This is a genomic window from Streptomyces sp. TAA486, from assembly GCF_000426165.1.
Genome location: NZ_AUEV01000002.1, coordinates 596,962 through 623,513 on the forward strand (window position 1 = coordinate 596,962; position 26,552 = coordinate 623,513).

Sequence of the window (26,552 nt, forward strand, 5' to 3'; positions counted from 1 at the left end):
TCAAATTCGGGTATCCACACGATGCCGCAGTAACTCCTCGAAAGGTTGGATCCTAGGAAGTGGATTCACGAGCCCCAGGCGGATTCACGGAATCGACGCACCTGGGACACGCTCGTCACCCACTCCGAGATGCGATTCCCGTCTTCGTCCACCGAGCAGCGAGGCTGCACGTACCGCCAGGGCTCTTGAGGGTCGAACGCTTCATCGAGTTCATCCAAGAAGATGATCGAATTCTGTAGATACACCGCCCCCCCTTCTCGATACAGTGGCCAGCACGAAATGAAGTTGCTGCGTGCTGGATCAGTGATGGACGAAATAAGGCAGGAGGTAGCCGTCTCGGTGCGTTCGAGTTCATCGAGCGCTTGCCCCCAACTCTGGCGATATTCACCCACTGCCCAGAAACTCAGATCCATGAGAAAGGTCTCGGTGAAGCCGCCGACCTTAATCCTGCCTACGGCTTGGGGAGACTGCTGATCCTGATCCTCTGAGGCAGCTTCTTCGATCACCTCGATTGAGAAGCTGTCATTCCCCGACGTAGTTGAGATCTTGGTCATATGTCCCGATCCGTTGGCCTCTGCGATTGAACATCTTCCAGCCGTCTGAAACGTTATGCCCATCGACATCTGGCGTGATGTAGTTCCTACCGTTATGGAACACGACCTGTCCATGGGAATTAAACGGCGCCCTCTGTGCGGGAATTCTTCTGTTATATCCCAGTTCGGCCGCCCGATCGGCAACGGTCGGTCCATACGTTTCCCGACTCTGCCGACTTCGCTCGTCCACCGAGTCGGGATGGTAGGGGTCTCCCTTGAGCGCTGGGGAAGAGGTGTACCCCTCCGGAAGATCATTGTTGCCACTGTCAGCCGGTTCGCACTTAAGCCCCAGCGGGTCCGCCCACGTGTGTGGGTTGTGCACGTACGTGACCGGGTTCGGAGCCGGGTCGAGGCCCAGGGGGTCCTGGGAGAGGTAGCGGGCCGTGGTGGGGTCGTAGTGGCGGTGGAAGTTGTAGTGCAGGCCCGTCTCAGGGTCCGCGTACTGGCCGGGGAAGCGCAGCGGCGTGTACGCCGTGGCGTCCGCGTTCCACGTCGTCGTGCCCCACAGGGTTCGGCGGGTGCGCCAGGCGATGCCGCCGCTTTCGTCGAACAGTTCGATCGGGGCACCCACCAGGTCGGTGGCGATCGCGAAGAAACGCGAGTCGATCTCGGCCTGAGTGGTCTCGTTCGTGATGCGCTCGGTCTGCGTCAGGGGCCGCAGCCCATCGTGGTCCCAGGTGAGCGTCACCGGATCGGGCATGTTCGGGGCGCTGCTGGTCTGCTCGACGAGGATCGAGCCGTCCCAGGTGAAGTCGACTTGCTCCAGGACCTGTTGACCGTCGTCGCCGAGCCGCTGCTTGGCGATGCGGCGCCCCAGCGGGTCGTACAGGTACCGCCAGCGCGCACCGTCGGGCGTAGTCACCGACGTCAGTCGGTCCTCACCGTCCCAGGTGTAGCGCCACGTGTCCGGCTTCTTCGACAGCCGCGACTTCTGCCGCAGCACCGCACGGCCCGCGTCGTCGTACTCGTAGCGGATCTGCCCGGCGGTCAGCAGCTTCGTACCGCTGTAGCTGCGCTCGCCGCGCGCGTCCGAACCGGCGTGCTGGGCGGGCCAGTCGGCGCTGGCCTGGTTCCCGGCCTCGTCGTACGCGTAGCTCTCCGACCAGTTCTCGGCGCGGACCTCCGTGACCCGTCCCGCCCGGTCGAGTTCGAAGAGCTGCGAACCGTTCAACTGGTCCTCGACACCGACCAGATGGCTGTCTGCGCGGTACCGGTAGGTCCGCTGCTGCACCGTGCCCGCCGCAGGGCCCGCGATGGTCTGGGACGCCAACCGCCCCGCTGGATCCCAGAGGTTGGTGAAGGTCAGGGCACCTTCGGATTCGCCGACACTGCGGCTGATCTCGCGGCCCGACTCGTCGTGGCCGAAGGTGAGCGTATGGCCGTTCGTCGTGAGCGAGGTGCGGTTGCCTGCCGCGTCGTACGTGTACGTCGTGACAGTGCCTGCCGGTGTGACGCGGCGGGTGCGGCGGCCGAGCGCGTCGTAATCATGGTTCAGGACACGGCCGTTGACGGCTTCGTCCTTGACGCGTCCCAACTTGTCCCGGCGGCAGATCAGTTCCGCGTCGGGGCCTGAGGCGGATATGAGCCGTCCGACCGCGTCGTAGGAGTAGTCGGTGGCGTCGCCGTCGGCGTTCTTCCTGGTGACGCGGCCCATGACATCGCGGGTGAAGCTGATCGTCTGGCCCGCCGGGTTGGTGCGGAAGGCCAGGCGCCCGGCGGCGTCGTGACCGTACTGCACGGTGCGGCCGTCGAAGTCGGTCTCGGATATCAGCCGGCCCGCGGGGTCGTAGGTGTAACTCCAGGTCAGCTCCTGCGGGTTGGCGACCTGCACGAGCCGCAGCTCGGTGTCGTAGGCGAAGGTGTGCCGCACTCCGTCAGGGCCGGTCTGGGCCGTGCGCAGGTCGAAGTGGCCGTACTCGTAGCGGGTTTCACCCCCGACCGCGTCGGTGTGGGTGACGCAGTTGCCCTCCCCGTCGTACGTCCAGCTCTGCACCTCGCCCTCCGGGTCGGTGCGGCGCACCAGCCGGCCCTCCGGCGTCCACTCCAGCAGGGTGACGGCGCCGGACGGATCGGTGACGGTGACGGGACGGCCGAAGGCGTCGCGCACGTACACCGTGGTTCCACCGAGGGGATCGGTGATCTGCACCGGCAGCCCGGCCGCGTCGCAACGGACCGCGCTGGTGGCGCCCTTGGGGTCTCCCCGGCCGGAGGCTGGGGAAGGGGCGGTGACGGAGGCGAGATGACCGCGTCCGTCATACCCGTACGTCGTCGTGGAGCCGGCCGGGTCGGTGACGGCGGTGAGCAGCCCGCCCTCGTCACGGGCGTACTTCCACTCCGCTCCGTCCGCGTCCGTCCTCCGGACGGGACGGCCCTCTTCGTCGTACTCGACGGAGATCTCACCGCCGTCGGGCAGCACGACACGCAGCGGACGCCCGACCTCGTTGTAGACATACTCGACAGTGGCACCGACCGGATCCGTGACCGTCAGCGGCCGGTGCTCGTCGTCGTACGTCGTGCGGGTGGTCCGGCCGGCACGGTCGGTCTCCGCGACGATTCTCAGCCGGGCGTCGACGGTGAACAGGGACGTGTGGCCGAGGGAGTCGGTGACCCGAGTCGTCGTGCACCCCGGCTCGTTGCTGTCCAGTCCGTACTCGAATCGGGCCTCGAGGTGCCCGGCTTCGCCTGCGTGGTGGATGCAGCGGTCCTCGTCGTCGTACGTGTACGAGAACGAGCGGTCGTTGCTGTCGGTCCACTTGGTGATGCGGCCGCGCTCGTCCACGTCATAGCGGGTGGCGCGGTCCTCGGAGTCGGCGACGGAGGTGAGGAAGCCGCGCTCGTTGTAGCCGTACGAGCGAAGCGTGACCGGACCATCGGCGGTGGCCAGCGAAAGCCGGGTGATGCGGCCCGCGTCGCACGTGAACTGCAGCTCGTAGCCGCCTGAGTGCGTCATGGAGTGCGGGTGTCCCAGCTCCCACTCCACCGAGATCCAGTTGCCCTGCGCGTCGGACATCGACGCGAGCTTGGCGATCCCGTCACCGCCCGGCTCGACGCCGGCGGGCGCCTCGAAGGTGCGGGTGATCCGCCCGACCGGATCGTGCAGGACGTAGGAGCCGTCCGGGTGCCGCTCCAGCGACCACGGCACCCCCTTGACCGGGGTGACGGGCAGGCCGGGTGCCGGGTGCGGGTAGGCGCGCACGCTGCCGTCGGCGGCGACGTGCACGACACCTTCGGCGTCGACTTCGAGGCGCTCGTCGATGGTGGAGGCCCAGGCGGGCCCGAAGAAGCCGCCGTTGCGGTACGCGGACTCGAAGGTGCGTGTGAACTCCAGCAGGAACGTGCCGGGCAGGCTGACGTCGGTCTGCGGCAGCACCATCCGGCCCGTGGCCATGTCGACGGGCTCGTTGCGCAGAACCTTGCAGTTCAGGTCCCGTGCGAGATCTTGGATGCGCTCCTTGACCGTCCTCCGGGCGCCCTGCTTCGCGCCCTGCTCGATGGCCTCCTTGCCCCCGGTCTTCAGCGCGCCCTTGAGGCCACCCTTGACGGCGCCGCCCGCGCCCTTGCCGCCGATCAGGTCGACGGCGACCTTCCCGATGGCCTCGGCGGGGTCGCGCCAGTTCTGGTTCTTGACGATGCCCACGAGGCGTTCGGGATGGGCGACGGTGGAGGCCAGGCCGGTGGCGACGCCGTTCATGTTCTGCAGGTACTGGCCCGGGTGGGTCATGTTGTACGGATCCTGCGGGTTCAGCATCCGCACCAGGCCGGCCGTCTCGCCCAGGCCCTTCAGCGCCCCGCCGACGAGGTGCATGCTGTTCAGCGCCAGACCGTCCGACATGTCCTGGAAGCTGGTCTTGATCATCTCCCAGGCCCCGGGCACCTCAGGGGCCTGTTCCACCAGCCCCTTGACGACGTCCTTCGCTCGGCGCGCGGCGTCGTCCCGCTGGCTGCGGGCCTCCGTCACCATGTGCTGGGCCCGCTCCAGCCCGGCCTTGCCCGGGTCCTGGAACGGTGACGGTTTCGGGCCGGGGTCCTGGCCGGACTCGTTCTTGCGGTTCCAGTCGTCGGCCTTCGCGTTGTAGTCGTCGACCGCCTTGTCCGAAGTCGCCTTCGACTTCTTGTACAGGGCGATGGCCTCCTTGGCCTGGCCCTGTGCCCACTGCACGGTGGACGCGTACTGGACGAACTGCTTCGCGGAGGATTCGCAGGCGTCCGCGGCCTGGATCCAGAACTTCGGCTGCGGCGCGAACTCGGCCCGGAACCCCTCCCCGGCCTCGCCCTCCCAGCCGTGCACGTCCAGGCCCTTCAGCCCGGAGCCGAGCTTGTCGAACGCCTTGAAGAAGTCCCGGAGATGCTCGGCCCGTTCGGTCAGCTTCTCCACGTCGCCGTGGATGATCTCCTTCGGATCCTCCGTCTCGCCCAGCTGCCGTTCGGAGACGTCGGCACCGAGCTTGTCCGCCGTCCACTCGCCCGCATCCCGTACGCCCTCGGCTGCGCCTTCCAGACCTACGCTGTCGAGGCCGTCGGCGGCCTTGTTGCCGACCCACTCGGCTCCGTCACCGACCGCTTCGAACGCGTCCCCCAGACCCACCGGTCAGTTCCCCCCGTTGCCCCTGTTGTCGCCCTGGCCGCCCTGCTCCTGCTCGGGAGGCCCGTCCCACTGCCAGTCCGAGTCGTCCTGCCGGTCCGGTCCGGCCAGGTCCTGCCACGGGGAGTTCCCGAAGTCGTCCCCGACCTGCCCCCACTGGTCGCCCATCTGGTTCCAGTCGGGCTGCGACGTGTCCACCTCCGGCATCCGTGGCTTCACGTCCCCCCACACCTCGCCCCAGGACTTCTCCCCCGCCTTGTCCCCTTCCGCGACTCCCTGCTGGGGGTTGTACGAACCGGCCGTGACGACGACCTCCTTGAGGGTGTCGTTCACGTACTGCTCCTGCTCGTGGTACAGCCCCGCCGACAGCCCGAGCTTCTCCGCGATGTCATTCAGATCGTGCATCTTCATCTGGATCGCCAGACCCCACAGGCCACAGAACTGCCCGAAGACGTCGGCCAGTTCGCCGCTGCCCATCTCCATGCCGGACATCTGCAGGAACTGGAACCCTTGCCCCTGCTGCGCCGCGATCGAGAAGAAGCCCGTCTCCTCCAGCTCCGCCGTCGCAGCCTTCAGACCCTGCTCGACCTGCTTCGCCGCCGCCGGGTCGAACTTGTAACCACCGCTCATGCCGACGCCCCCTCCGGCTCCTCGGTCACGGCCACCTCATCGGGCACGATCCCCTTCGCCGGAGGCAACAGGAACGCCCCCTCGCTGCCCACATCGACCGCGATCCCGCACGGAACTCCGACCTCCGCCACGGTCTCGTCCAGCAGCCGGGCGCCGTAGACCCGCCGGAACTCCCACTCGCCGCCCTCGCCACGTGCCTGCGCGAACGCCGTCAGCGTGTCCGTGTCCGTGAACGCATAGATCCAGCGCAGACCACCCTGGTCCCCGGTGAGGATCCCGCCGTCCCGGACCGGAACGAGCACCATCGACCTGCGGAACTCCCCCAAGGTGGCGCGCACTTGCTCCTGTGCAGCCTCGACGTCCTCGACGTCCTCCGTCAGCATGACAACCCCCCCCCCGGTCCGATCAGCCGTTCCGACCGTAGGGGACACGACGCACCCTGCGACAGGTTCCGTCGCGGCCCCCCGGCTGCATGTACTTCAACTCGCCGTCGAGCAACGGCACCAGCACCAGGCGACGTCCGAACTCCCCCATCGCCGCCGCCACTTCACGCAGCTCCGCCGCCCGGTCCGCGGGCGGTGCCGCCTCCCCCTGCACATCCGTACAACTCCCCGTCCCCCTACGTCCCTACAGTCCTCATCACCGTACACAGCAGGCACGCGAGGTACCCGGTGACGGGGGCAGGATGAGGCGGTGATCACTTCCGGCGGCGGCACGGGCGGGGGTCCCACCGGGAAACGCATCTCGCCACGTCCCTCCGGGCCGACGGCACCGGAGCGGACATGGCGAGGCAGAAACGCGAAGTGGCGGGTCAGAGCCCGCAGGTGGGCGCCGACCAGAAGCGTCCGTCGCCGCCCGCGACGTGCGTGTGGTCGTCGTGGCCCGGGTAGCCGGGACCGAGGATCTCGGTGAAGCCGTGGTTACGGGCCGCCAGCGCCAGGGCGCAGAAACCCTGCGAACCGGCGCCCAGGTCGGCCGCGTGACCGTACATGTGGCGGCTGTTCGCCGCGCCGCCGACCGCGCTGTTGCAGGCAACGCTGCGGAAGCCGCCGTTGACGGTGATCGGCTTGTCGCCCATGGCGTGGCGCATCGCCTGCAGCTTCCACATGGTGACGAGGGCGTTACCGCGGGCCGTGGCAGCACCGACCTTGCCCCCGGACCAGTCGGAGTTGCAGTTGTTCAGCTCGTCGTAGCTGAAGTTGGCCGGCGTGCAGTCGTCGTCCTGCAACTCGTAGATCTTGTTGAAGGTCTGGGCGCCCGCGACTCCGTCGGCGGAGAGGCCGTATGCCGACTGGAAGCGCTGCACCGCGGCCTTGGTGGCCGGGCCGAACTGGCCGTCGACGGCAAGCTGGTTGCCGGATCCCGGGTATCCGGCGACGCGGATCTGGAGTTGCCGCACGGCCTCTCCGGACGCGCCCTCGCTGAGCGTTCCGCTCCAGCTGTAGCAGGCGTCGGCAGCGCTCGCGTCGGCGGTGGTCGAGGTGGCAGGGGCGGCCGGCGCGGAACTCGCGACAGCGGGGGTGGCAGCGGGGGCGACGAGCATCAAACCCGCTCCCGTGAGAACCGACAACAGCACTCTGACGGGACGTGAACTCATGACGGACGCTGCCTCTCACTGGTCGGTGGCACAGGCTGGAAGAGCATGAGAGTGACCCTGCTCGCAGAAAGTGTCAAGAACACGTCATGACGCTTCCGGCGTCCGTGCTACGGCAGTTGACGCCGGCAGGGCGGGGGCGTCCCGGTCCCCACACCGCACCGCGCCCCGGGCAGGCGGGCTTGGGTTGCCCGGGGCGCGGCGGCTCGGCGGGGACGGGGCGCTGCTCAGCTGCTGAACGCCGCGTCGAAGGAGGAGGACGGCGGGTCGTAGTCGTAGGCCTTCAGCCTGCGCAGGGCCTCCGGCGCTCCCGCGAGCCGGTCCATGCCCGCGTCCTCCCACTCCACGGAGACGGGCCCGTCGTAGCCGATGGAATGCAGCATCCTGAAGACGTCCTCCCACGCCACGTCGCCGTGGCCGGCCGAGACGAAGTCCCAGCCGCGCCGCGGGTCGCCCCACGGCAGGTGGGAGCCGAGCCGGCCGTTGCGGCCGTCGAGCCGCTTGCGGGCCTCCTTGCAGTCGACGTGGTAGATCCGCTCCCGGTAGTCGTAGAGGAACCCCGTCGGGTCGAGGTCCTGCCAGACGAAGTGGCTGGGGTCGAAGTTGAGGCCGAACGCCGGACGGTGGCCGATGGCCTCCAGCGCACGGTGCGTCGTCCAGTAGTCGTACGCGATCTCGCTGGGGTGAACCTCGTGTGCGAAGCGCACGCCCTCCGCGTCGAACACGTCCAGGACCGGATTCCACCGCTCGGCGAAGTCCTCGTAGCCGCGGTCGATCATGTGCGGCGGGACCGGCGGGAACATGGCGACCAGATGCCAGATGGACGAGCCGGTGAAGCCGACGACGGTGCGTACGCCGAGCGCCGCCGCGGCGCGCGCGGTGTCCTTCATCTCGGCCGCGGCGCGCTGCCGCACGCCTTCCGGGTCGCCGTCGCCCCAGATGCGGGCGGGGAGGATGCCCTGGTGCCGCTCGTCGATGGGGTCGTCGCAGACCGCCTGCCCCACGAGGTGGTTGGAGATCGCCCAGCACTTCAGACCGTACTTCTCCAGCAGGGCGTGCCGTCCGTCGACGTAGTCCGGCTCCGCCAGTGCGCGGTCCACTTCGAAGTGGTCGCCCCAGCAGGCGAGTTCGAGTCCGTCGTATCCGAAGTCGCGGGCGAGTGCGCAGACTTCCTCCAGCGGGAGGTCCGCCCACTGGCCGGTGAAGAGGGTGAACTGTCGGGGCATGTGCGCAGCCTCCTGATCCGAGCTGGGCCGATTGATCCGGTCCGGTCTCCCGGCCGGGCTGCCGGTTTCGTCAGCCGGCGTCGACGCTGATGTAGGCACTGTGTTTTGCCGCGCTCTCCTCGACCGCGGCCAGGACCCGCTGGACCTGCAGTCCGTCGGCGAAGGACGGTTCGGGGTCCGTGCCGGTGGCGATCGCGTACAGCAGATCGCGCGCCTGGTGGACGAAGGTGTGCTCGTAGCCCAGGCCGTGCCCCGGCGGCCACCACGCCTCCAGGTAGGGGTGTTCGCCCTCGGTGACGAGGATGCGCCGGAACCCGGATTCGGACGCGGTGTCGGTCTGGTCGTGGAAGTGGAGCTCGTTGAGGCGTTCCAGGTCGAACTCGAGCGATCCGAGCGTCCCGTTGAGCTCGACCCGCAGCGCGTTCTTGCGCCCGGAGGCGACGCGGCTGACCTCGAACGATGCCAACGCCCCTGATTCCAGGCGCCCGTTGAAGATGGCGGCGTCGTCGACGGTGACCGGCCCGAGCGCGCCGCCGGGTGCCTCGCCGGGCAGGGGGCGCTCCGTCACGAAGGTCTCCGTCTGCGCCGAGACGCCGGCGACGGGCGATCCGGCCAGGTGCTGTGCGATGTCGATGGCGTGTGCGCCGAGGTCCCCCAGCGCACCGGACCCGGCGGCCTCGCGGCGCAGCCGCCACGCCAGCGGGAAGGCCGGATCGACGAGCCAGTCCTGCAGATAGCTCACGCGTACGTGTCGCAGCTCACCCAGGCGTCCCTCCGCGACCAAGCGCCGCGCGAAGGCGAGCGCGGGCGTGCGGCGGTAGTTGAAGCCGACCATCGTCAACTGGCCCCGCTCGCGGGCCGCTCGTGCCGCCGAGGCCATCTCTTCGGCCTCGGCGACGGAGTTGGCGAGAGGCTTCTCGCACAGGACGTGCTTGCCGGCCTCCAGCGCGGCGACAGCGATCTCGGCATGGCTCTCACCGGGCGTGCAGATGTCGACGAGCTGGATGTCGCTGCGGGCTATCAGCTTCCGCCAGTCGGTCTCCACCGCCGCCCAGCCGAGCTTCCCGGCCGCCGCCCGCACGGCGTCCGGGTCCCGTCCGCACACAGCGGTCATCGCGGGAGTGAGCGGCAGGTCGAAGACCCGGCCGACGGTGCGCCACCCCTGGGAGTGTGCGGCTCCCATGAAGGCGTAACCGACCATGCCCACGCCGAGCGGTGGCGCCGATCCACCCTGCTCGGGCGGTACGGGCGCGGGTGCGGGCGCTGTGTCGTCGGACATGGGGCTCCTCCCTGTCGGGGGTACAAGTGGGGGGGTGGGGCACGGCCTTGGCGTGGTGCGTGGCGTGGTGCGCCGGTAACGGGGCCAGGGCCGGGCCTACTTGAAGCCCGTCGGCAGGTATTCGTCGACGTTGAGCCTCGTGACGACGGCCGAGTAGAGCGTGATGGAGGCCGGGATCTCGAACTCGGCGAGACCACCGATCCCCTTGCTCTGGCCCAGCGCGCGGGCGAGGTCGATGGCTGATGCTGCCATCGTCGGCGGGTAGAGGACCGTGGCCTTGATGACGCTGTTGTCGGCCTTGATGGCCTCCATGACCCGCTTCGACCCGGCACCGCCGACCATGAGGAAGTCGTCGCGGCCCGCCTGCTTGATGGCCCGCTCGGCGCCCACGCCCTGATCGTCGTCGTGGTTCCACAGCGCGTCGAACTTCGGCTCCGCACGGAGCAGTTGGGCCATCTTCGACTGGCCCGACTCAACGGTGAACTCGGCGGCCTGCCGGGCGACCTTCTTGATGTTCGGGTAGTTCTTCAGGGCGTCGTCGAAACCCTCCGTACGCTCCCGGGTCAGCTCCAGGTTGTCGATGCCCGCGAGTTCGACGACCTTCGCGTTCTTCCTGTCCTTGAGCTTCTCCCCGATGTACCGGCCGGCGTTGAGCCCCATGCCGTAGTTGTCGCCGCCGATCCAGCAGCGGTAGGCCTGCTGCGAGGCGAACACCCGGTCGAGGTTGACGACGGGGATGCCCGCGCGCATCGCCTTCAGGCCGACCTGTGTCAGCGCCTTGCCGTCGGCGGGGAGGATGACGAGGACGTCGACCTTCTTGTTGATCAGCGTCTCGATCTGGCCGACCTGCTGGGCGTTGTCGTTCGACCCCTCCGTCGCCTCGAGGGTGACGTCCTTGTACTTCTTCGCCCGCTCCTTGGCCTGCTCGTTGATGGCGTTGAGCCAGCCGTGGTCGGCCTGCGGCCCTGCGAAGCCGATCGTGACCCTCTTGCCCGGCTTGTCGTCGGCGACGTTCGCCTGCCCGGCCTCGGCGTCCTTCTCGGCATTGCTCTCGTTGCTGGTGCAGCCGGAGAGGAAGGCGGCACCGGCGGCGGCGCCGAAGAGGATGTTCCTGCGGGAGGCGCCGAACGCCCTCAACGAGGACGCGCGCGAAGAGGCGTCCGTGCGGGACGAGTTGGGGTTGGGGTTCTGTGGATTCGGGTTCTCGGGTGATTCGGTCATGACGTCTTCCGACCCTTCTGGACCAGGACTGCGGCGACGATGATCGCGCCCTTGGCGATCTGCTGGACGTCCGTCTGGAGGTTGTTGAGAGCGAACAGGTTGGTGATCGTGGTGAAGACGAGCACTCCGAGCACGGAGCCGGTGATGGTGCCCCGGCCTCCGCTGAGCAGGGTGCCGCCGATGATCGCGGCGGCGATGGCGTCGAGTTCGTAGAGGTTGCCGTTGGTGTTCTGACCCGAGCCGGTGAGAACGATCAGCATGAACGCGGCGATGCCGCAGCACAGGCCGGAGAGCAGGTACAGCAGCAGCCGCTGCCTGCGTACCGCGATGCCGGCGAGCCGCGAGGCCTCGGCGTTGCCGCCGACCGCGACGGTGCGCCGTCCGAAGGTCGTGCGTCCCAGGACGAGCCAGCCCAGCACCGCGACGGCCGCGAAGACCAGCACGAGAGGCGGGATGCCGAGCACGTAGCTGTCGGAGACGCCGAGGTCGAGCACGGAATTCACCGTCACCACCTGCGTCTTGCCGTCGCTGATCAGCAGCGCCAGCCCGCGCGCCGAGGCGAGCATGGCCAGGGTCGCGATGAAGGGCACCATCGGCCCGTAGGCGATGAGCATCCCGTTCACCAGCCCGCAGCCCAGCCCCACCGACAGCGCGCACAGCAGCATGCCGCCGAGCCCGAACTCCTGCGTGGCGACGGTCGTCGCCCACACGGAGGCGAGCGCCACGATCGCTCCCACGGACAGGTCGATGCCGCCGCCGATGATCACGAACGTGACGCCCACGGTGACTACCCCGATGACCGAGGACTGGGTCAGGATCAGCTGGAGGTTGTCGGACGTCAGGAACTGTTCCGGCTTGGTGAACGCGCCGACGACGACCAGCGCGACGAGCACCCCGGCGAGGGAGAGGTGCCGCACCCCGCGACGTGGGGCGCTGATGCCGCGCCGGGACGGCGGCGCGGGCGGTTGCGACGCGGGCTCCTTGACCGCCTCGGCACCGGTTGGGCTCAGCACGACGGGCTCCCTTCCATGACGAGGTCCAGCACCCGGTGCTCGTCGAGCTCCCGGGCGGGGGCGGTGTGCACGACGCGGCCCTCCCTCAGCACCAGCACCCTGTCGGCCAGTCCGAGGACTTCGGGCACTTCGCTGGAGACGAGAAGGACGGCGACGCCGGAGTCGGCGAGGCGGCGGATGACGGTGTAGAGCTCGGCGCGTGCCCCCACGTCGACGCCGCGGGTCGGCTCGTCCAGCAGCAGCACCCGGCACTCGCGCAGCAGCCAGCGCGCGAGGACGACCTTCTGCTGGTTCCCGCCGGACAGCGTGCGCACGGCCCTGTCGGGGTCGTCCGGGTGCAGGGACAGGTCGCGGGTGCGTGCGCGGGTCTCGGCGCGCTCGCGGGCGCGGTCGAGCCAGCCGCCGGTGGAGAAGCGGGGCAGTGCCGAGACGGACACGTTGCTGGTGACAGGCTCCAGCATCAACAGCGCCTGGGACTTGCGCTCTTCGGGCGCCAGGCCGACGCCCGCCCGTACCGCCGCGGTGACGTCGCCGGCGCGCAGCGGTCTGCCGTCGACGAGGATGCGCCCGTCGGTGGGACGGCGGGCTCCGGCGAGTGTCTCCAGGATCTCCGAGCGTCCGGAGCCGACGAGGCCCGCGAGGCCGGTGATCTCCCCGGCGCGCAGTTCGAGGTCGAGCGGTTCGAACTCGCCCTTGCGGGCGAGTCCTTCGGCGCGCAGCACGGGTGGCCGGGGCGCCTCGTGAAGGACGCGGTCCTCCAACGGCTCGGTGTGGACGGGGCGTTCGGGGAATGCGTACTGCACCTCGCGGCCGGTCATCAGGGCGACGAACTCCCGGGTCTCCGTCGTGCGGGCCGGCAGTCCCCGGGCGGCGACGCGGCCGTCCTTGAGCACGGAGACGCGGTCGCCGACGCGCCGGATCTCCTCCAGCCGGTGGGAGATGTAGACGACGGCGACACCGTCGGCCGTCAGCCCGCCGACGATGCGGAAGAGGTTGGAGACCTCGTCGGGATCGAGCGCGGCGGAGGGTTCGTCCATGACGATGAGGCGCACGTCGTGCGAGAGGGCGCGCGCCATCGAGACGATCTGCTGCCCGGCGGCCGGAAGGGCGCCGACGGTCACGTCCGGGTCGATCTCCGGGTGACCGAGGCGGCGCATCAACGCGGCGGCACGGGTGCGGGCGTCCCGTGCGCGAATGAAGCCGCGGGCGGAGACCTCATTGCCGAGGAAGATGTTCTCCGTCACCGACAGGTGCTCCACCAGGTCGAGTTCCTGGTAGATGGTGGCGATGCCCAGACGCATGGCGGCCATCGGCGTGGCCAGCCGTACGGGCTCCCCCTGCCAGTGGATGTCGCCCTCGTCCGGCTGGTGCGCACCGGCGAGAACCTTGATCAGGGTGGACTTGCCCGCCCCGTTCTGCCCCAGCAGGCAGTGCACTTCGCCGGCCTGTACGTCCAGGTCGACGCCGTCCAGCGCCCTCACGCCGGGGAAGGTCTTGGTGATGCGGGACATCGTCAGCAGTGGAACGTGTGGAACCTCTGGAGCCATGGCGGGGCCTCCGTGCGTACTGCGTACGGGCAGGCGGGACCGTGCTCGGTGCCGTCGCGGGACGGTGGTGCCGGCGGTGCTGTGTGCGGTGGTGCCGGGTGCGGTGGTGCCGGGTGCCGAAATGCGGGGCGGTGCGCGCGCTGTACGACGTGGGCCCTGGGGGCCGTTCGGGCCTGGCTCCGGCCGGGCCGCTGGAGTCGGGTCAGGCCGGTGAGAAGAGGTGGTCGCTGATGAGGCGGGCCGCTCCGGTCACGCCGGCGACGGGGCCCAACTCGCCCAGGACGATGGGGAGATTGCCGGTCGCCAGTGGCAGGGACTGGCGGTAGACCTGTGTGCGGATGCTGGCGAGCAGCGTGTGGCCGAGCCCGGTCACTCCGCCGCCGATGACGACGAGGCCGGGGTTGAAGAAGCTGACGAGCCCGGCGATGACCTGGCCGACGCGGGCGCCGCCGTCGCGGATGAGATCGAGGGAGGTGCCGTCGCCCGCGGCGGCCGCGGTGGCGACGTCCTCGGCGCTCAGCCGTCCGACGGCCTCGAGCCGGGTGGAGAGTTCCGGCGAGAGTCCGTCGCGCGCGGCGGACTCGGCGTCACGTGCGAGTGCGGCACCTCCGAAGTAGGCCTCGAGGCAGCCGCGGTTGCCGCAGGGGCACGGGCGGCCCTCCAGCTCGACCTGTATGTGCCCGATGTCGCCGGCGCTTCCCGTGGTGCCGCGGTGCACCTCACCGCCGACCACGACACCGCATCCGATGCCGGTGCCTATCTTCACGCAGAAGAAGTCCCTCACGGAGCGGGCGACTCCGGCCTGCATCTCGCCCATCGCCATGAGGTTCACGTCGTTGTCGACCATGACCGGGCAGCCGAGCTCCTGGCTGAGGGCTTCCCGCACGGGAAATCCGTCCCAGCCGGGCATGATCGGCGGCGCCACGGGGACGCCCTCGGGGAAGCGCACAGGCCCGGGGACACCGATCCCCGCACCGGCGAAACCGTCCGCGACTCCGGAGTCACGGAGCTTGGCGACCAGCGCGAGCACCTGGTCGAAGACGGCGACGGGGCCCTCACGCACGTCCATCGGCTGATTGACGTGCCCCAGTATCTCCAACTCGGGGTTTGTCACTGCCACATCGACGGAGGTGGCGCCGATGTCGACGCCGAGGAAACGGAGTTCGGGAGCAAGTCGCACATTGTGCGAACGGCGACCACCGCGGGAGGCCGCGAGCCCGTCGGCGACGACGAGCCCCGTCTCCAGTAGCCGGTCGATCTCCACGGCGAGCTTGGAACGGGAGAGGTCGACGTGGTCGCCCAGCTCGGCGCGGGAGTTCGGACCGCCGTCACGCAGCAAGCGGAGCAGTCGCGCCTGGTGCGCGTTCGCGGGCCGAGCAGTCATGCGCCTCACCGCCACCCTCCCTCCCCTGGTAACCGTAAGCCGGCTCTGGGAAGCCACCCGGCCGACGGACAGGGCAACAACTCCCCTGCCTCCGGCCGGACTTCTCGTCGACCTCTCCCGCGGAAGCGTGGGTCGCTCCCCGGGGATTGACTGGGAACGTACCAGCGCTCTGCACAATGGGGAAGAAGTTCTGCACAAACCCCTTCGACTTTTTCCATGGACTGGACAAAGCCTTTCCGTGTACCGGCCGGCCGCACTGCCGAGCACCACCGCAAGCAGATCCGTGAGGCCGTGGGGGTTCCGGCCGTCGAGGGTCTCGGACGGGAAGGCACCGGCGGAGTCGCCGACCGTGGAAGTCTGCCGGTCGAGCCAGGGGGAGGACCGGCAGCGCGGGCCTCGACCGGGCGACCGGCCCCCGAGCCGCTTCGCACCGATCCTATAGATTTGTGACCCACGTCACACATGATTCCTGTCAGCAATCGGGACGCCGTTCCGCTCAAACCACCGAGGGAGCAAGCGAACAGACAGGAGCGCCACATGAAGCACCGCATCCTCGTGCTCGGCGCCGGCTATGCCGGGGCCCACACGGCCGGGAACCTGGCCCGCCGGCTGTCCCCGGCCGACACCGAGATCACCGTGGTCAGCGCTGGGCCGGACTTCGTCCAGCGACTTCGGCTGCACCAGCTCGCGGCCGGTCAGGAGATCGAAGCTCGGAGGCTCGCCGACGTCTTCGCGGGGACAGGGGTTCGTCTCCGCCTGGCCCTCGTCACGGCCGTCGACCCCGAGCGCCAGGTCGTCACCGTGGCCGACGCCGACGGCGGCGGCGAGCTCGGCTACGACACGCTTTTCTACGCGCTCGGCAGCCACGTCGCCGACCGCGGCGTCCCGGGCGTGGCCGAGCACGCCTTCGACGTCACCGGCCGGCCCTCGGCGCTGCGCCTGCGCGAGCGCTTGGACTGCCTGGACGGGCGGGGCGAAGGCGGGAGCGTGCTGGTCGTCGGCGACGGGTTGACCGGCATCGAGACCGCCACCGAACTCGCCGAATCCCGGCCGGGCCTGTCGGTGACACTGGTCGCCCGCGGCGAGCTCGGCGCTCCGCTCTCCGCCGGAGCCCGCAGCCACCTGCGCCAGGCCTGCGACCGGCTGGGCATCACGGTCCTGGAGCACACCAGCGTCGCAGCCGTCGAAGCGACGCGGGTGCTGTGCGCCGAAGGCACCGTACTGGCATCCGACGCGACCGTCTGGACGGCCGGGTTCGCGGTCAGCCCCATCGCCGCCGCGGGCGGGCTGGAGGTCACCGGGAACGGTCGGATCGTCGTCGATCGCAGCATGCGGTCCGTCTCGCACCCGAACGTCTACGCGGCCGGCGACAGCGTCTATGCCATCGGCGACAACGGCCGGCCGCTGCCGATGTCCTGCGCTTCGGCCGGCTGCACCAGCAGGCAGGCGATCACCGCGATCGTGGGACGCCTGACCGGCCGCCAGATCCCTCACGCCAAGCTCGAGTACGTGGGCAATCACATCAGCCTCGGGCGGCGGGACGGGATCCTGCAGATGGTCGACGACGAAGCGAAAGCAAGACCGATGTACGTGGGCGGCCGGAAGGCCGCGCGGATCAAGGCGGGCATTCTCAAGACAGCGCTGTGGGCTACCTCTCACCCGACCTTCGGCCTGCCCAAGCGCAGGCGCCGCCTGGCCGCCGCCCCGGATACGTCGCCGAACACGTCCGCCGAGAGCGGTCGCGTAGCCGCCTAGGGTGGTCCGCGTGGACAGCAGCGTCACTGATCGCTTCGACACCACTCGGTTCGAGGCCGGCCGGAACCGGCTGGCCTCGCTGGCGTACCGACTGCTGGGCTCCGCCGCCGACGCCGAAGACGCCGTGCAGGACGCGTTCCTGCACTGGCAGTCCGCCGACCGGCAGCGGATCAAGGTGCCGGAGGCATGGCTGACCAAGGTCGTCACCAACCTGTGCCTCGACCGGCTCCGCTCCGCGCAGGCCCGCCGCGAACGCGCCGTCGGCGCCTGGCTTCCCGAACCGCTCCTCGACGGCGACCCGATGCTCGGCCCGGCCGACACATTCGAGCAGCGCGAATCGGTCTCGCTGGCCGTGCTCACCCTCATGGAGCGCCTGTCACCCCTCGAGCGGGCCGTCTACGTCCTGCGCGAAGCGTTCTCCAACAGCCACGCCGAGATCGCCGAGATCCTCGACATCACCGAGTCCGCGAGCCAGCAGCACCTCCACCGGGCCCGACGCCGCATCACCGCCGTACGCCGCGGCAGCGGAGCAGTCGACCCCGCGTCCGCCCGCAGGATCGTCGAGGAATTCCTCGCCGCCGCCTCCTCGGGCCGCACAGAACGGCTGGTGGCCCTGCTCACCGACGACGCGACCGCGATCTCCGACGGCGCCGGCAGGGCCGACAAGCTGCTGCAGTACGACACTCCGCAGCGCGTCGCCGCTGTCGTACGGGCCGGCTTCAAGCCCACACCTGCGAAGCGGCGTTTCGCCGGTGGCACTCCCGCCGTGCACTACGCGCTCGTCAACGGCGCCCCCGCCATCCTCTTCGTGGTCAGCGACCAAGTCGTCGGCGCCGTGACGTTCGACGTCGCCAACGGCAGGATCACGACCGTGCGCGGCATCGCTGCGCCCACCCGTCTCGCCCGCCTCGTTGAAGCCTGGCGGCAGCACGAACCGGACACGCCGCTCATCGCCCGTTGGTGATGCACCGCCGACCGGAAAATGGCCGGTCCCGGGGCCGGAGTGCGCGGTGCACTGCGGGCGCGCACAGCTACGCCCGGCGCCTCGGTGGAACCTTGGGTGCCGGGAGGGGGGAACGAAGAAGCGGAGGTGTCAGCCGCGCTCGCGCTCGTGGTACGAGCGCCGCGTGTGCTCCGTGTGCTCCCGCATGACCTTGGCGGCCGACTGCTCGTCGCCCTCGGCGATGGCCGCGATCAGCTCGCGGTGCTCGATCCAGGACTGCGCGCCGCGCTGCCGGGCGACGGGCGTGTAGTACCAGCGCACCCTGCGGTCGACCTGCCGGGCGAGTTCCGCGAGGACGGCGTTGCCGGCCAGGGCCATCACGCGGGTGTGGAACGCCGCGTTCGCCTCCACGACCTTCTCCACCTCCTCGCCGCCGACTGCCGCCTCACCACGCGCGCACAGGTCCTCGAGCTCCGCGACACCGGCCGCGTCCGCGTTCGCGGCGGCGAGCCGGGCGGCCTCGGCCTCCAGCAGCGTGCGCACGGTCAGCAGCTGGTCGGCCTCGTCCTCCGTGGGCTCGTGCACGAAAGCGCCCTGCGCGGGACGCAGGTCCACCCATCCGTCCGTGTTCAGCCGCTGAAGCGCCTCCCGTACCGGCTGCCGGGAAACACCGAGATGCTGGGCCAGCTCGCTCTCGACCAGGTGCTGCCCGGGCCTGAGCGAGCGGGTGGTGATGAGCTCCAGCAGCGCTTCGTAGACCCGCTCGCGGAGCGGCCCCGGCCGCTCCAGCTTGGGCATGGTGCCTTCCGGCAGTCCAGCGGACAGCATTCTGCGACTCCTGACCTTCGGGCACCCTGAACCCGGAAAGATGGGAACCCTGAAACTCTTGGCTATTGAATACAGTCTACGGAGTGCAGTCGAATTGTGGCGGCGTCGTGAGCCACTTTCGCATCTCTGTGACACGTCACACGCGGGCGCGGGTCATCGCGCGCCGGACCCCAACGGCCTTGGCACCACCCGATATTGGCGCGAGCCACGCCCCATCGGCGTGCCAGTCTCTCCTTCCATGGACCGCGACTGGATCCCCGACGAGCTCGCGCACGCGGGCCCCGAGCACCTCGACGCCGCGTTCGTCAGCGGCTTCGACCGTAAGCAGGGACATCCCGATCCGGGCGAGGACCTGGCCCTGCTCCGCTCGCACGGGCTCTCGTCGGACTCCGTGGTCGTCGATCTCGGGGCCGGCACGGGCCAGTTCGCCGTGCCGGCGGCGCGGCACTTCGGCCGTGTGATCGCGGTGGAGATCTCACCGGCGATGCGGGACGTGCTGCGCGAGCGCGCCGCCGCCGAGGAGTTGGCCACGCTCGAATGCGTACCGGGCGGCTTCCTCACCTACGAGCACTCCGGAGCCCCCGCGGACGCGGTCTTCACGCGGCACGCGCTGCATCAGATTCCCGACTTCTGGAAGGTGCTGGCCCTGCGCCGCATGGCCGGGATGCTGCGGCCAGGCGGCATACTCCGGCTCCACGACCTGGTCTACGACGTCGCCGCGCAGGACACGGAGACATTCCTGGAGGACTGGCTGGCCGCCGCCCCGAAGGATTCCTCCACCGCCTACACGCGCGAGGACCTCGCGGAGCACATCCGTACCGAACACAGCACGTTCCGCTGGCTGTTCGAGCCGATGCTCAAAGCCGCGGGCTTCGAGATCACCGACGCCTCCTACCGCGGCTCCGCCTACGCCTCGTACACCTGCGTGAGGCGCTGACGGGAAGCCGGACCGGGCGGGACGGGCGGGAGCCCGGAAGAAAGGGCCCTCCATATGAATCTGACCGTACTCGGGGGCTGCGGGGCGTGGCCGACGAGAACGCAGGGATGCAGCGGCTACATGGTCGTCTGCGAGGGCTTCCGGCTGCTCATCGACCCGGGATACGCCACGCTGCCGGCGCTCCTGGAGCACGCGGACGCGGAGGACATCGACGCGGTCCTCGTCAGCCACGGACACCCGGACCACTGCGCGGACCTCAATCCGCTGCTGCGCGCGCGGGCCCTGGGCGGCGCCTCTCCCCCACCGCTCCCCCTGTACGCCCTGCCCGGAGCCCTGGACCCCGTACTCGCTCTCGACCGGCACGGCATGCTCGCCCACGCCTGGACACTGCACGAGTTCGCCGCCGGGGCACGCTTCGAGATCGGCCCCTTCACGGTCACCACCCTGTTGCTTCCGCACTTCGTGCCGAACGCGGGCATCCGCCTCACCGACCCGCAGGGTGCCGTGCTCGCCTACACCGGCGACACAGGCCCCAGCCCTCAGGTGCCACTGCTCGCCCGGGAGGCCGGCCTCTTCCTCTCCGAGGCCACACACCCCGAAGCCGTCCCGCCCGCGGACGCGGAGCATCTGCTCAGCGCCCGCCTCGCGGGCCGGTACGCCGAGCAGGCAGGCGCCGCCCGGCTCGTGCTGACGCACCTGTGGCCCGGCACCCCGCACGAGGAGGCGTTGCGCGGGGCCCGAGCCGGCTTCTCCGGACCGCTCGCCGTCGCCGTTCCCCGGCAGGTTCTGGACGTCGGCACCACGGGGGCCTAGCAGTTCTGGGCGCTCCTGCCCGGCAGATCGTCATGTGCCGCCGCGCGGGAGAACAGGGGTGAGAGGGCGGGGCGGATCACGGTTCCATCACGCCAACCCACGTGGCACACCGGCCAGTCCACATACAGTCGACGAAATCTGCCTTGGCTCTGGTCATCCCCACTTCAACTACCTACCCTCCTGGCCATGGCACTCGGGTTTCTTGATCGCTCACGCACTGTCGCGCCACCCGGCTGGAGCCGCTGGCTGATACCCCCGGCCGCGCTGTCGGTCCACCTCTCGATCGGCCAGGCCTACGCGTGGAGCGTCTTCAAACCGGCGCTCGAGTCGTCCCTCGGCCTCTCCGGGACGGCCAGCGCGCTGCCCTTCCAGCTCGGCATCGTCATGCTCGGCCTCTCCGCGGCCTTCGGCGGCACCCTCGTGGAGCGCAACGGACCACGCTGGGCGATGACGGTCTCGCTGATCTGCTTCTGCTCGGGCTTCCTGATCTCCGCGCTGGGCGCGGCCGTCGAGCAGTACTGGCTGGTGGTCTTCGGCTACGGCGTCGTGGGCGGTATCGGCCTCGGTATCGGGTACATCTCACCCGTCTCCACACTGATCAAATGGTTCCCCGACCGTCCCGGCATGGCGACCGGCATCGCGATCATGGGGTTCGGTGGCGGCGCCCTGATCGCCTCTCCGTGGTCGGCGCAGATGCTGGAGAGCTTCGGCAGCGACAACGGCGGGGTCGCCTCCGCATTCCTCGTGCACGGACTGGTCTACGCGGTCTTCATGTCGCTCGGCGTGCTGCTGGTCCGCGTACCGGCGGAGGGCTGGCAGCCGCCCGGCGGGAAGAAGCCGCAGGAACAGCTGGCGAGCAAGCCACTGGTGACCACCGCGAACGTCTCGGCGCGCAACGCCGTGCGGACACCGCAGTTCTGGTTCCTGTGGGTGGTGCTGTGCATGAACGTCACCGCCGGCATCGGAATCCTGGAGAAGGCCGCGCCGATGATCGGCGACTTCTTCGCCGACACCTCCACCCCCGTCTCGGCCTCCGCCGCGGCCGGATTCGTCGCCATGCTCTCGCTCGCCAACATGGGCGGACGGTTCGTGTGGTCCTCGACGTCGGACCTCATCGGCCGCAAGAACATGTACCGCTGCTACCTGGGCGTCGGGGCGCTGATGTACCTGGGGATCGTGCTGCTCGGCGACTCCTCCAAGCCGCTGTTCATCGCCTGCGCGCTCGTGATCATCTCCTTCTACGGCGGCGGCTTCGCGACCGTGCCGGCGTATCTGAAGGACCTGTTCGGCACGTACGAGGTGGGCGCGATCCACGGGCGGCTGCTGACCGCGTGGTCCCTCGCCGGGGTGCTCGGCCCGCTCATCGTCAACTGGGTCGCCGACTCGCAGGAGGCGGCGGGCCGCTCCGGACCGGGGCTCTACGGACTCGCCCTGTCCATCATGATCGGTTTGCTGGCTGTCGGGTTCATCGCGAATGAGCTGATACGGCCGGTGAATTCCAAGTTCCACGAGCCCGCGGCGGCGACCGCCGCCGGGTCCGCGAGCGGCGAAGAGCGCAAGGAGGCGACGGGGCGATGACGACCGGCGAGAACAGCACCGCAGCGGCGGCAACCGCCGACGGGCCCCCCACGGCCCTGTTCGCGTTCGCCTGGCTCTGGGTCGGCGCACCCATGGCGTACGGGCTCTACGAGCTGATCCTCAAGGCCGTGCAGCTCTTCACCGGCGGCTGACGGGTCCCTTTGGGGCACTCGCGACGGGATAATTCGGACGAGCCATGTGCGGTGCAACCGCCGCACATGTCTTGTCGGTTCGTGAGTGTATACAATATTCTGTCGACCATCTTGGTTCCATCCCACGCTCGGTCCCCTCAACCGAACGGAGAGCGGATATGAAAGTTGCAGTCGTCGGCGCTGGAGCAATCGGCGCCTATGTCGGAGCGGCCCTGCACCGAGCAGGCGCCGATGTACACCTCATAGCCCGTGGACCGCACCTGGCTGCCATGAAGGAGAACGGCGTCCAGGTCCTCAGCCCGCGCGGTGACTTCACCGCACGCGTACACGCCACCGATGACCCGTCCTCGATCGGACCGGTCGACTTCGTCTTCCTCGGGCTGAAGGCCAACTCCTACGCGGCGTGCGGGCCGCTGGTCCATCCCCTGATGGGCGAGAAGACGGCCGTGGTGGCCGCGCAGAACGGCATTCCGTGGTGGTACTTCCACGGTCTCGAGGGCCCCTACAAGGGCAGGCGGGTCGAGAGCGTGGACCCCGACGGAGCCGTCAGTGCCGTCCTGCCCCCCGAACGCGCCATCGGCTGCGTCGTCTACGCCGCGACGCAGCTCAAGGGCCCAGGCGTCGTACAGCACATGGAAGGCACCCGCTTCTCCATCGGCGAGCCGGACAAGACCGACTCCGCGCGCTGCGAGGAGTTCAGCGAAGCCATGATTGCCGGTGGCCTCAAGTGCCCCGTCGAGGCGGACATCCGGAACGACATCTGGATCAAGCTGCTCGGGAACATCGCGTTCAATCCGCTCAGCGCGCTGTCCCGGGCGACCATGGCACAGATCTGCCGCCACCAGGACACCCGCGCTCTGGTGGCGACGATGATGCGCGAGACGCTCGCGGTGGCCGAGGCCGTCGGCTGCCGTCCCGAGATCTCCGTCGAGAAGCGACTGGCAGGAGCCGAACGCGTCGGCGAGCACAAGACCTCCACCCTCCAGGACCTGGAGAGCGGCAAGCCCATGGAGCTGGACGTGCTCCTGGCCGCCGTGGTCGAACTCGCCGCGCTGACAGGCACACGCGTTCCGAAGCTCTGCGCCATCCATGCCGTCACCGACCTGCTGGCACAGACCGTAAGGAGCGCAGCATGAGGCAACGCGACCGCGGGAAACCGACGAAGGAGTACCCCCGCCTGACAATCCGGTGACGCACGGAAACCTCTGCGTCAAAGGCCGGTTCGGCTATCAGCAAGTCGGCGGCGGCAACACCGCCGGCGCTTGACGGCCAGGTGCGTCCCGGCCGGCCCCCACCCCCGTGGGGCCGGCCCGGGGCCACCGCCCACAGGAAACACCGACAGGACGGACCGAATGGGACGGGTCACTGAGCGACGGCGTGTGCTGCGCATCCGCGATGGTGCGGTCAGCACCCGCCCGGACACCCTCGTCGCCGAGGAGCCGCTGGAGATCCGGCTGAACGGCAAGCCGCTCGCCATCACCATGCGCACCCCGGGTGACGACTTCGCGCTGGCCGCGGGCTTCCTCGTCAGCGAGGGCGTGATCGGTGCGGCCGACGAACTCGCGAACATCGTCTACTGCGCGGGCGCCACCGACGTGGGGGACCCCCCACCGGTGGCTGGGGGAAGGTCCAACACCTACAACGTGGTCGACGTGCGCCTGGCGCCCGGAGTCCCCCGCCCGGACATCGCCCTGGAGCGGAACGTCTACACCACCTCGTCGTGCGGCCTCTGTGGGAAGGCGAGTCTCGACGCCGTCCGTACGACCGCCCGCTGGAGCATCGAGAATCCGGAGGACCCGCACGACCCCGCCGGGCCACGGGTCCGTCTCGAGCCCTCCGTGCTCTCCTCGCTGCCCGACACGCTGCGCGCGTACCAGCGGGTCTTCGAACGCACCGGCGGACTCCACGCCGCCGCCCTCTTCACCCCCGAGGGCGAACTCCTCGACGTACGGGAGGACGTGGGCCGCCACAATGCCGTCGACAAGCTCGTGGGACGGGCACTCCAGCAGGGCGGACTCCCCCTGCGCGACGCGGTGCTGATGGTCTCCGGACGTGCGTCCTTCGAGCTGGCGCAGAAGGCGGTGATGGCGGGCATCCCCGTGCTCGCCGCCGTCTCGGCGCCCTCGTCACTGGCGGTTGATCTGGCCGCGGAGACGGGGCTGACCCTGGTCGGCTTCCTCCGCGGATCCTCCATGAACGTGTATGCAGGTGAGCACCGGCTCGCCCTGCGCACAACGGCCGGCCGGGCCTGACGGCCTCGCCTGCTGCACGGGATAGGGGCTCGGTCGGCGGGAGGCGCCCCCTGCGCCGGCCGGGCCCTTCCCATGCCTGGGCCTCCCCGCGGGCGCCCCTGCGCGCCCGCGCCCGTGTCTCAGAGTCCGAGAGCGCTCCTCGGCGCGCCCGTAGGCGCATTGCTCACTCCGCCCCGACGCCGCCTCCTGCGCACCGCAGGATCTGTGAATGGTGCGGCTTTGGACCGGCCCACCTCTGGGCAGCCTGCTGCACCTGCAGAAGTCAGTTGTGACGGGCGAGCTTGACGGCGGAAACGAGCAGGATCACCGCCAGCAATGGAATGAGCACCAAGTCTGGGAACACGCCCAGGAGCAGCCCTCCCAGCACCGCTCCGACGACGGAGCCCGCAGCCATGACCAGCGTGAAGCGGCGGTTCGCACCGAGCACCGCGAAACTGCCGTCACGGCTGTACCGGGCGAACGCCACCAGCATCGTCGGGAAGGACACCAGCAGCGCAAGACTTCCCGCAGTCTTGATGTCCTCCCCGAACAACAGCACGATCGTCGGGATCAGCAGCTCGCCTCCCGCCACGCCCATGATCGCCGCTACCACCCCGATGCCGAACCCGGCTATGACCCCGCAGGGCACCTGCGACCACAGCGGCAGCGCGAGCGTTGCCAGGGTAGTGGCCTGCGTCACCACCACCAGCGCGATCGCCATGAGCACCAGCAGAGCCGCCAGCACTTTGTAGAGGGTGGCCGTGCGCATCCGCACCGCCCAAGTCGCTCCGGCCCAGGCACCCAGCAGACTGCCGGACAGCAGGTTGACCGCTACGGGCCAGCGTGCGGCCACCTCGCCGGCCGGGACCGCTGCCAGCCGGGCGGGCAGCGCGACCAGAACCACGACCAGGCTCATCGCCTTGTTCAGGATGACGGCTGAGAGCGCAGCGAACCCGAAGAGGCTGATCAGCAACGGCAGGCGGAATTCCGCCCCGCCCAACCCGATCATCCCTCCCACAACGCCGATTGCCGCTCCCGCACCGAACACCACGGGTGCTGAGCGCGTCGAGCGAGGAACGAGGTTCTGATCTTCGGCCATGAAGGGCATCCTCGCTGGTTGCCCTACCTGCCTGCTAGGGCACGACCCCACCTTCGGAGATCAGATACCCGCTCAGGATTGGACTCCCGGACCTCAGGCATCGGCACCGGCGCCCCGAGCTCTCTCCGCGCTGCCACGCTCTTGTGACCGCACGGGCCTCAGGGGCGAACTGCCGAGGTAGCTCAGGTGCGATGGAGCGACTTTGAGATGAGTTGCATTTGCTGCACGACTGCTTCTGATGTCTTGCGGATGCGAGAGTGTGCGCTTAGCTTGCCCGGGTGCACAGCTACACGATCGGTCAGGCGGCTCGTCTGCTCGGGGTGAGCCCCGACACGGCCCGGCGCTGGGCCGACGCCGGGCGGGTCGCAACCCATCGCGATGAGGGAGGCCGCCGTCTCATCGACGGCAAGGACCTTGCTGCCTTCTCCGTAGAGGTCGGCCAGGGCGGCTTCGGCGAGGACGAAGCCTCCTGTACCTCGGCCCGCAACGCGTTCTCCGGCATCGTGACCGCCGTCAAGGTCGGTGATGTCGCGGCGCAGGTGGAGATCCAGGCCGGTCCGCACCGTCTGGTGTCCCTGTTGACGCGGGAGGCCGTCGAGGAGCTGGGCCTGGAGGTCGGCATGCGGGCCACCGCCAGAGTGAAGTCGACCAACGTGCACATCGACCGCACCTGAGCCATCGTCCCCGAACGCACCTGAGCACACCGTCCCCCAACCCCGTGCCGCCGCGGCATGCCCGTCCGCCCGCCTTCCGCCTCCTCTCCCCGTGGGCCCGTTCCCCCCACTCGCCCACGTCCGCCCCCCGCACCGTTCAAGGAGCCTCAACTTCATGTCGTCCACAGTCACTTGGCGGCGTGCCGCCGCCGCGATCACCACTGCCTCCCTCCTCATACCGCTGACCGCCTGTGGCAGTGACAAGAAGGGCAGCGGCAGCTCGAGCGATGCCTCGAAGGCCGAACTGACGGTCCTGGCCGCCTCTTCACTCACCGATGTGTTCAAGACCGCGGGAAAGACCTACGAGAAGGAACACCCGGGTACGAAGCTGAAGTTCTCCTTCGCTGCTTCCCAGGAGCTCGCCGCCCAGGTCAAGCAGGGCGCCCCCGCAGACGCACTGGTCACCGCCGACACCAAGACCATGGACGGGCTGA

23 protein-coding genes and 1 pseudogene are annotated in these 26,552 nt (G+C 69.5%); 11 read left to right on the top strand and 13 right to left on the bottom strand.

Features of this window, described 5'->3' with window-relative positions; translation table 11 throughout:
- Positions 1-65: 65 nt before the first annotated feature.
- The 11 genes from I004_RS38020 to I004_RS0106650 form a co-directional block, all read right to left on the bottom strand.
- Positions 66-554: a hypothetical protein gene (locus I004_RS38020; RefSeq protein WP_486579786.1), complete on the bottom strand. Its 489-nt coding sequence runs from the start codon at positions 552-554 to the stop codon at positions 66-68.
- Positions 523-5,178: a putative T7SS-secreted protein gene (locus tag I004_RS32600; protein WP_051344763.1), complete on the bottom strand. Its 4,656-nt coding sequence runs from the start codon at positions 5,176-5,178 to the stop codon at positions 523-525. Before I004_RS32600 ends, I004_RS38020 begins: the two co-directional genes overlap by 32 nt.
- A gap of 3 nt (positions 5,179-5,181) precedes the next feature.
- Complete coding sequence (locus I004_RS37430; RefSeq protein WP_051344764.1) at positions 5,182-5,805, bottom strand: hypothetical protein; 624 nt, start codon at positions 5,803-5,805, stop codon at positions 5,182-5,184.
- On the bottom strand, positions 5,802-6,188 hold the full coding sequence (locus tag I004_RS32610) for an SseB family protein (RefSeq protein ID WP_051344765.1): 387 nt from the start codon (positions 6,186-6,188) through the stop codon (positions 5,802-5,804). The genes I004_RS37430 and I004_RS32610 overlap by 4 nt, the downstream gene beginning before the upstream one ends.
- Positions 6,189-6,616: 428 nt before the next feature.
- Entirely contained in the window at positions 6,617-7,402 is a 786-nt protein-coding gene (locus I004_RS0106620; RefSeq protein ID WP_028434829.1) for a D-Ala-D-Ala carboxypeptidase family metallohydrolase, read from the bottom strand.
- Between the two features lie 224 nt (positions 7,403-7,626).
- Positions 7,627-8,625 (bottom strand): sugar phosphate isomerase/epimerase family protein, encoded by a 999-nt coding sequence (locus I004_RS0106625; protein WP_028434830.1) that lies wholly within the window; start codon positions 8,623-8,625, stop codon positions 7,627-7,629.
- 70 nt (positions 8,626-8,695) lie between these two features.
- Positions 8,696-9,904 carry a Gfo/Idh/MocA family protein gene (locus tag I004_RS0106630; protein WP_051344766.1) on the bottom strand — a complete coding sequence of 403 codons (1,209 nt, stop codon included), beginning with the start codon at positions 9,902-9,904 and terminating at the stop codon, positions 8,696-8,698.
- A 96-nt stretch (positions 9,905-10,000) separates the two neighbouring features.
- Positions 10,001-11,125, bottom strand: coding sequence for a substrate-binding domain-containing protein (locus I004_RS0106635; RefSeq protein ID WP_078510877.1), 1,125 nt, complete (start codon positions 11,123-11,125; stop codon positions 10,001-10,003).
- On the bottom strand, positions 11,122-12,138 hold the full coding sequence (locus I004_RS32615) for an ABC transporter permease (RefSeq protein WP_078510878.1): 1,017 nt from the start codon (positions 12,136-12,138) through the stop codon (positions 11,122-11,124). Before I004_RS32615 ends, I004_RS0106635 begins: the two co-directional genes overlap by 4 nt.
- A complete protein-coding gene (locus I004_RS0106645) occupies positions 12,132-13,685 on the bottom strand; it encodes a sugar ABC transporter ATP-binding protein (RefSeq protein WP_028434833.1) in 1,554 nt (517 codons plus the stop codon). Before I004_RS0106645 ends, I004_RS32615 begins: the two co-directional genes overlap by 7 nt.
- A gap of 202 nt (positions 13,686-13,887) precedes the next feature.
- Entirely contained in the window at positions 13,888-15,069 is a 1,182-nt protein-coding gene (locus tag I004_RS0106650) for an ROK family transcriptional regulator (protein ID WP_028434834.1), read from the bottom strand.
- Between the two features lie 537 nt (positions 15,070-15,606).
- Here I004_RS0106650 and I004_RS0106655 point away from each other — a divergent pair.
- Both I004_RS0106655 and I004_RS0106660 read left to right on the top strand, forming a co-directional pair.
- Positions 15,607-16,824: an FAD-dependent oxidoreductase gene (locus I004_RS0106655; RefSeq protein ID WP_028434835.1), complete on the top strand. Its 1,218-nt coding sequence runs from the start codon at positions 15,607-15,609 to the stop codon at positions 16,822-16,824.
- Positions 16,825-16,834: 10 nt separating this feature from the next.
- Positions 16,835-17,788: a sigma-70 family RNA polymerase sigma factor gene (locus I004_RS0106660; RefSeq protein WP_028434836.1), complete on the top strand. Its 954-nt coding sequence runs from the start codon at positions 16,835-16,837 to the stop codon at positions 17,786-17,788.
- Between the two features lie 129 nt (positions 17,789-17,917).
- Here the strand turns inward: I004_RS0106660 and I004_RS0106665 are convergent, their stop codons facing one another.
- Complete coding sequence (locus I004_RS0106665; RefSeq protein WP_028434837.1) at positions 17,918-18,595, bottom strand: GntR family transcriptional regulator; 678 nt, start codon at positions 18,593-18,595, stop codon at positions 17,918-17,920.
- A 238-nt stretch (positions 18,596-18,833) separates the two neighbouring features.
- Here I004_RS0106665 and I004_RS0106670 point away from each other — a divergent pair, with 238 nt between their 5' ends.
- From I004_RS0106670 to fdhD, 7 genes and pseudogenes are all read left to right on the top strand, one after another.
- Complete coding sequence (locus tag I004_RS0106670) at positions 18,834-19,532, top strand: class I SAM-dependent methyltransferase (RefSeq protein WP_028434838.1); 699 nt, start codon at positions 18,834-18,836, stop codon at positions 19,530-19,532.
- Positions 19,533-19,586: 54 nt separating this feature from the next.
- Complete coding sequence (locus I004_RS0106675; RefSeq protein WP_028434839.1) at positions 19,587-20,345, top strand: MBL fold metallo-hydrolase; 759 nt, start codon at positions 19,587-19,589, stop codon at positions 20,343-20,345.
- 186 nt (positions 20,346-20,531) lie between these two features.
- The gene (locus I004_RS32620; RefSeq protein WP_037975106.1) at positions 20,532-21,923 is read left to right on the top strand and encodes an L-lactate MFS transporter; all 1,392 of its coding nucleotides are present in this window, start codon (positions 20,532-20,534) and stop codon (positions 21,921-21,923) included.
- Positions 21,920-22,075, top strand: a complete 156-nt coding sequence (locus tag I004_RS39805) for an MFS transporter small subunit (protein WP_199779338.1) — start codon at positions 21,920-21,922, stop codon at positions 22,073-22,075. The genes I004_RS32620 and I004_RS39805 overlap by 4 nt, the downstream gene beginning before the upstream one ends.
- A 158-nt stretch (positions 22,076-22,233) precedes the next feature.
- Positions 22,234-23,211: a 2-dehydropantoate 2-reductase gene (locus I004_RS0106690; RefSeq protein ID WP_028434840.1), complete on the top strand. Its 978-nt coding sequence runs from the start codon at positions 22,234-22,236 to the stop codon at positions 23,209-23,211.
- A gap of 40 nt (positions 23,212-23,251) precedes the next feature.
- Positions 23,252-23,341: pseudogene (locus tag I004_RS38025) on the top strand (hypothetical protein); the annotation flags it as partial.
- Between the two features lie 86 nt (positions 23,342-23,427).
- Complete coding sequence (gene fdhD, locus I004_RS0106695; RefSeq protein WP_028434841.1) at positions 23,428-24,327, top strand: formate dehydrogenase accessory sulfurtransferase FdhD; 900 nt, start codon at positions 23,428-23,430, stop codon at positions 24,325-24,327.
- A gap of 262 nt (positions 24,328-24,589) precedes the next feature.
- Here the strand turns inward: fdhD and I004_RS0106700 are convergent, their stop codons facing one another.
- Positions 24,590-25,405, bottom strand: a complete 816-nt coding sequence (locus tag I004_RS0106700) for a sulfite exporter TauE/SafE family protein (protein ID WP_028434842.1) — start codon at positions 25,403-25,405, stop codon at positions 24,590-24,592.
- A gap of 278 nt (positions 25,406-25,683) precedes the next feature.
- Here I004_RS0106700 and I004_RS0106705 point away from each other — a divergent pair, with 278 nt between their 5' ends.
- Both I004_RS0106705 and I004_RS0106710 read left to right on the top strand, forming a co-directional pair.
- Positions 25,684-26,079 carry a helix-turn-helix transcriptional regulator gene (locus I004_RS0106705; RefSeq protein ID WP_028434843.1) on the top strand — a complete coding sequence of 132 codons (396 nt, stop codon included), beginning with the start codon at positions 25,684-25,686 and terminating at the stop codon, positions 26,077-26,079.
- Between the two features lie 154 nt (positions 26,080-26,233).
- Positions 26,234-26,552, top strand: a 319-nt coding sequence (locus tag I004_RS0106710) for an extracellular solute-binding protein (protein ID WP_028434844.1), incomplete at its 3' end; no start/stop codon positions are given.

Coding starts and splice junctions, on each gene's coding strand:
- I004_RS0106665 (WP_028434837.1), bottom strand. CDS start 18,595: ATGCTGTCCGCTGGACTGCCGGAAGGCACCATGCCCAAGCTGGAGCGG.
- I004_RS0106670 (WP_028434838.1), top strand. CDS start 18,834: ATGGACCGCGACTGGATCCCCGACGAGCTCGCGCACGCGGGCCCCGAG.
- I004_RS0106620 (WP_028434829.1), bottom strand. CDS start 7,402: ATGAGTTCACGTCCCGTCAGAGTGCTGTTGTCGGTTCTCACGGGAGCG.
- I004_RS0106690 (WP_028434840.1), top strand. CDS start 22,234: ATGAAAGTTGCAGTCGTCGGCGCTGGAGCAATCGGCGCCTATGTCGGA.
- I004_RS0106650 (WP_028434834.1), bottom strand. CDS start 15,069: ATGACTGCTCGGCCCGCGAACGCGCACCAGGCGCGACTGCTCCGCTTG.
- fdhD (WP_028434841.1), top strand. CDS start 23,428: ATGGGACGGGTCACTGAGCGACGGCGTGTGCTGCGCATCCGCGATGGT.
- I004_RS37430 (WP_051344764.1), bottom strand. CDS start 5,805: ATGAGCGGTGGTTACAAGTTCGACCCGGCGGCGGCGAAGCAGGTCGAG.
- I004_RS0106645 (WP_028434833.1), bottom strand. CDS start 13,685: ATGGCTCCAGAGGTTCCACACGTTCCACTGCTGACGATGTCCCGCATC.
- I004_RS0106655 (WP_028434835.1), top strand. CDS start 15,607: ATGAAGCACCGCATCCTCGTGCTCGGCGCCGGCTATGCCGGGGCCCAC.
- I004_RS0106635 (WP_078510877.1), bottom strand. CDS start 11,125: ATGACCGAATCACCCGAGAACCCGAATCCACAGAACCCCAACCCCAAC.
- I004_RS32620 (WP_037975106.1), top strand. CDS start 20,532: ATGGCACTCGGGTTTCTTGATCGCTCACGCACTGTCGCGCCACCCGGC.
- I004_RS0106630 (WP_051344766.1), bottom strand. CDS start 9,904: ATGTCCGACGACACAGCGCCCGCACCCGCGCCCGTACCGCCCGAGCAG.
- I004_RS38020 (WP_486579786.1), bottom strand. CDS start 554: ATGACCAAGATCTCAACTACGTCGGGGAATGACAGCTTCTCAATCGAG.
- I004_RS0106700 (WP_028434842.1), bottom strand. CDS start 25,405: ATGGCCGAAGATCAGAACCTCGTTCCTCGCTCGACGCGCTCAGCACCC.
- I004_RS32610 (WP_051344765.1), bottom strand. CDS start 6,188: ATGCTGACGGAGGACGTCGAGGACGTCGAGGCTGCACAGGAGCAAGTG.
- I004_RS0106675 (WP_028434839.1), top strand. CDS start 19,587: ATGAATCTGACCGTACTCGGGGGCTGCGGGGCGTGGCCGACGAGAACG.
- I004_RS0106625 (WP_028434830.1), bottom strand. CDS start 8,625: ATGCCCCGACAGTTCACCCTCTTCACCGGCCAGTGGGCGGACCTCCCG.
- I004_RS39805 (WP_199779338.1), top strand. CDS start 21,920: ATGACGACCGGCGAGAACAGCACCGCAGCGGCGGCAACCGCCGACGGG.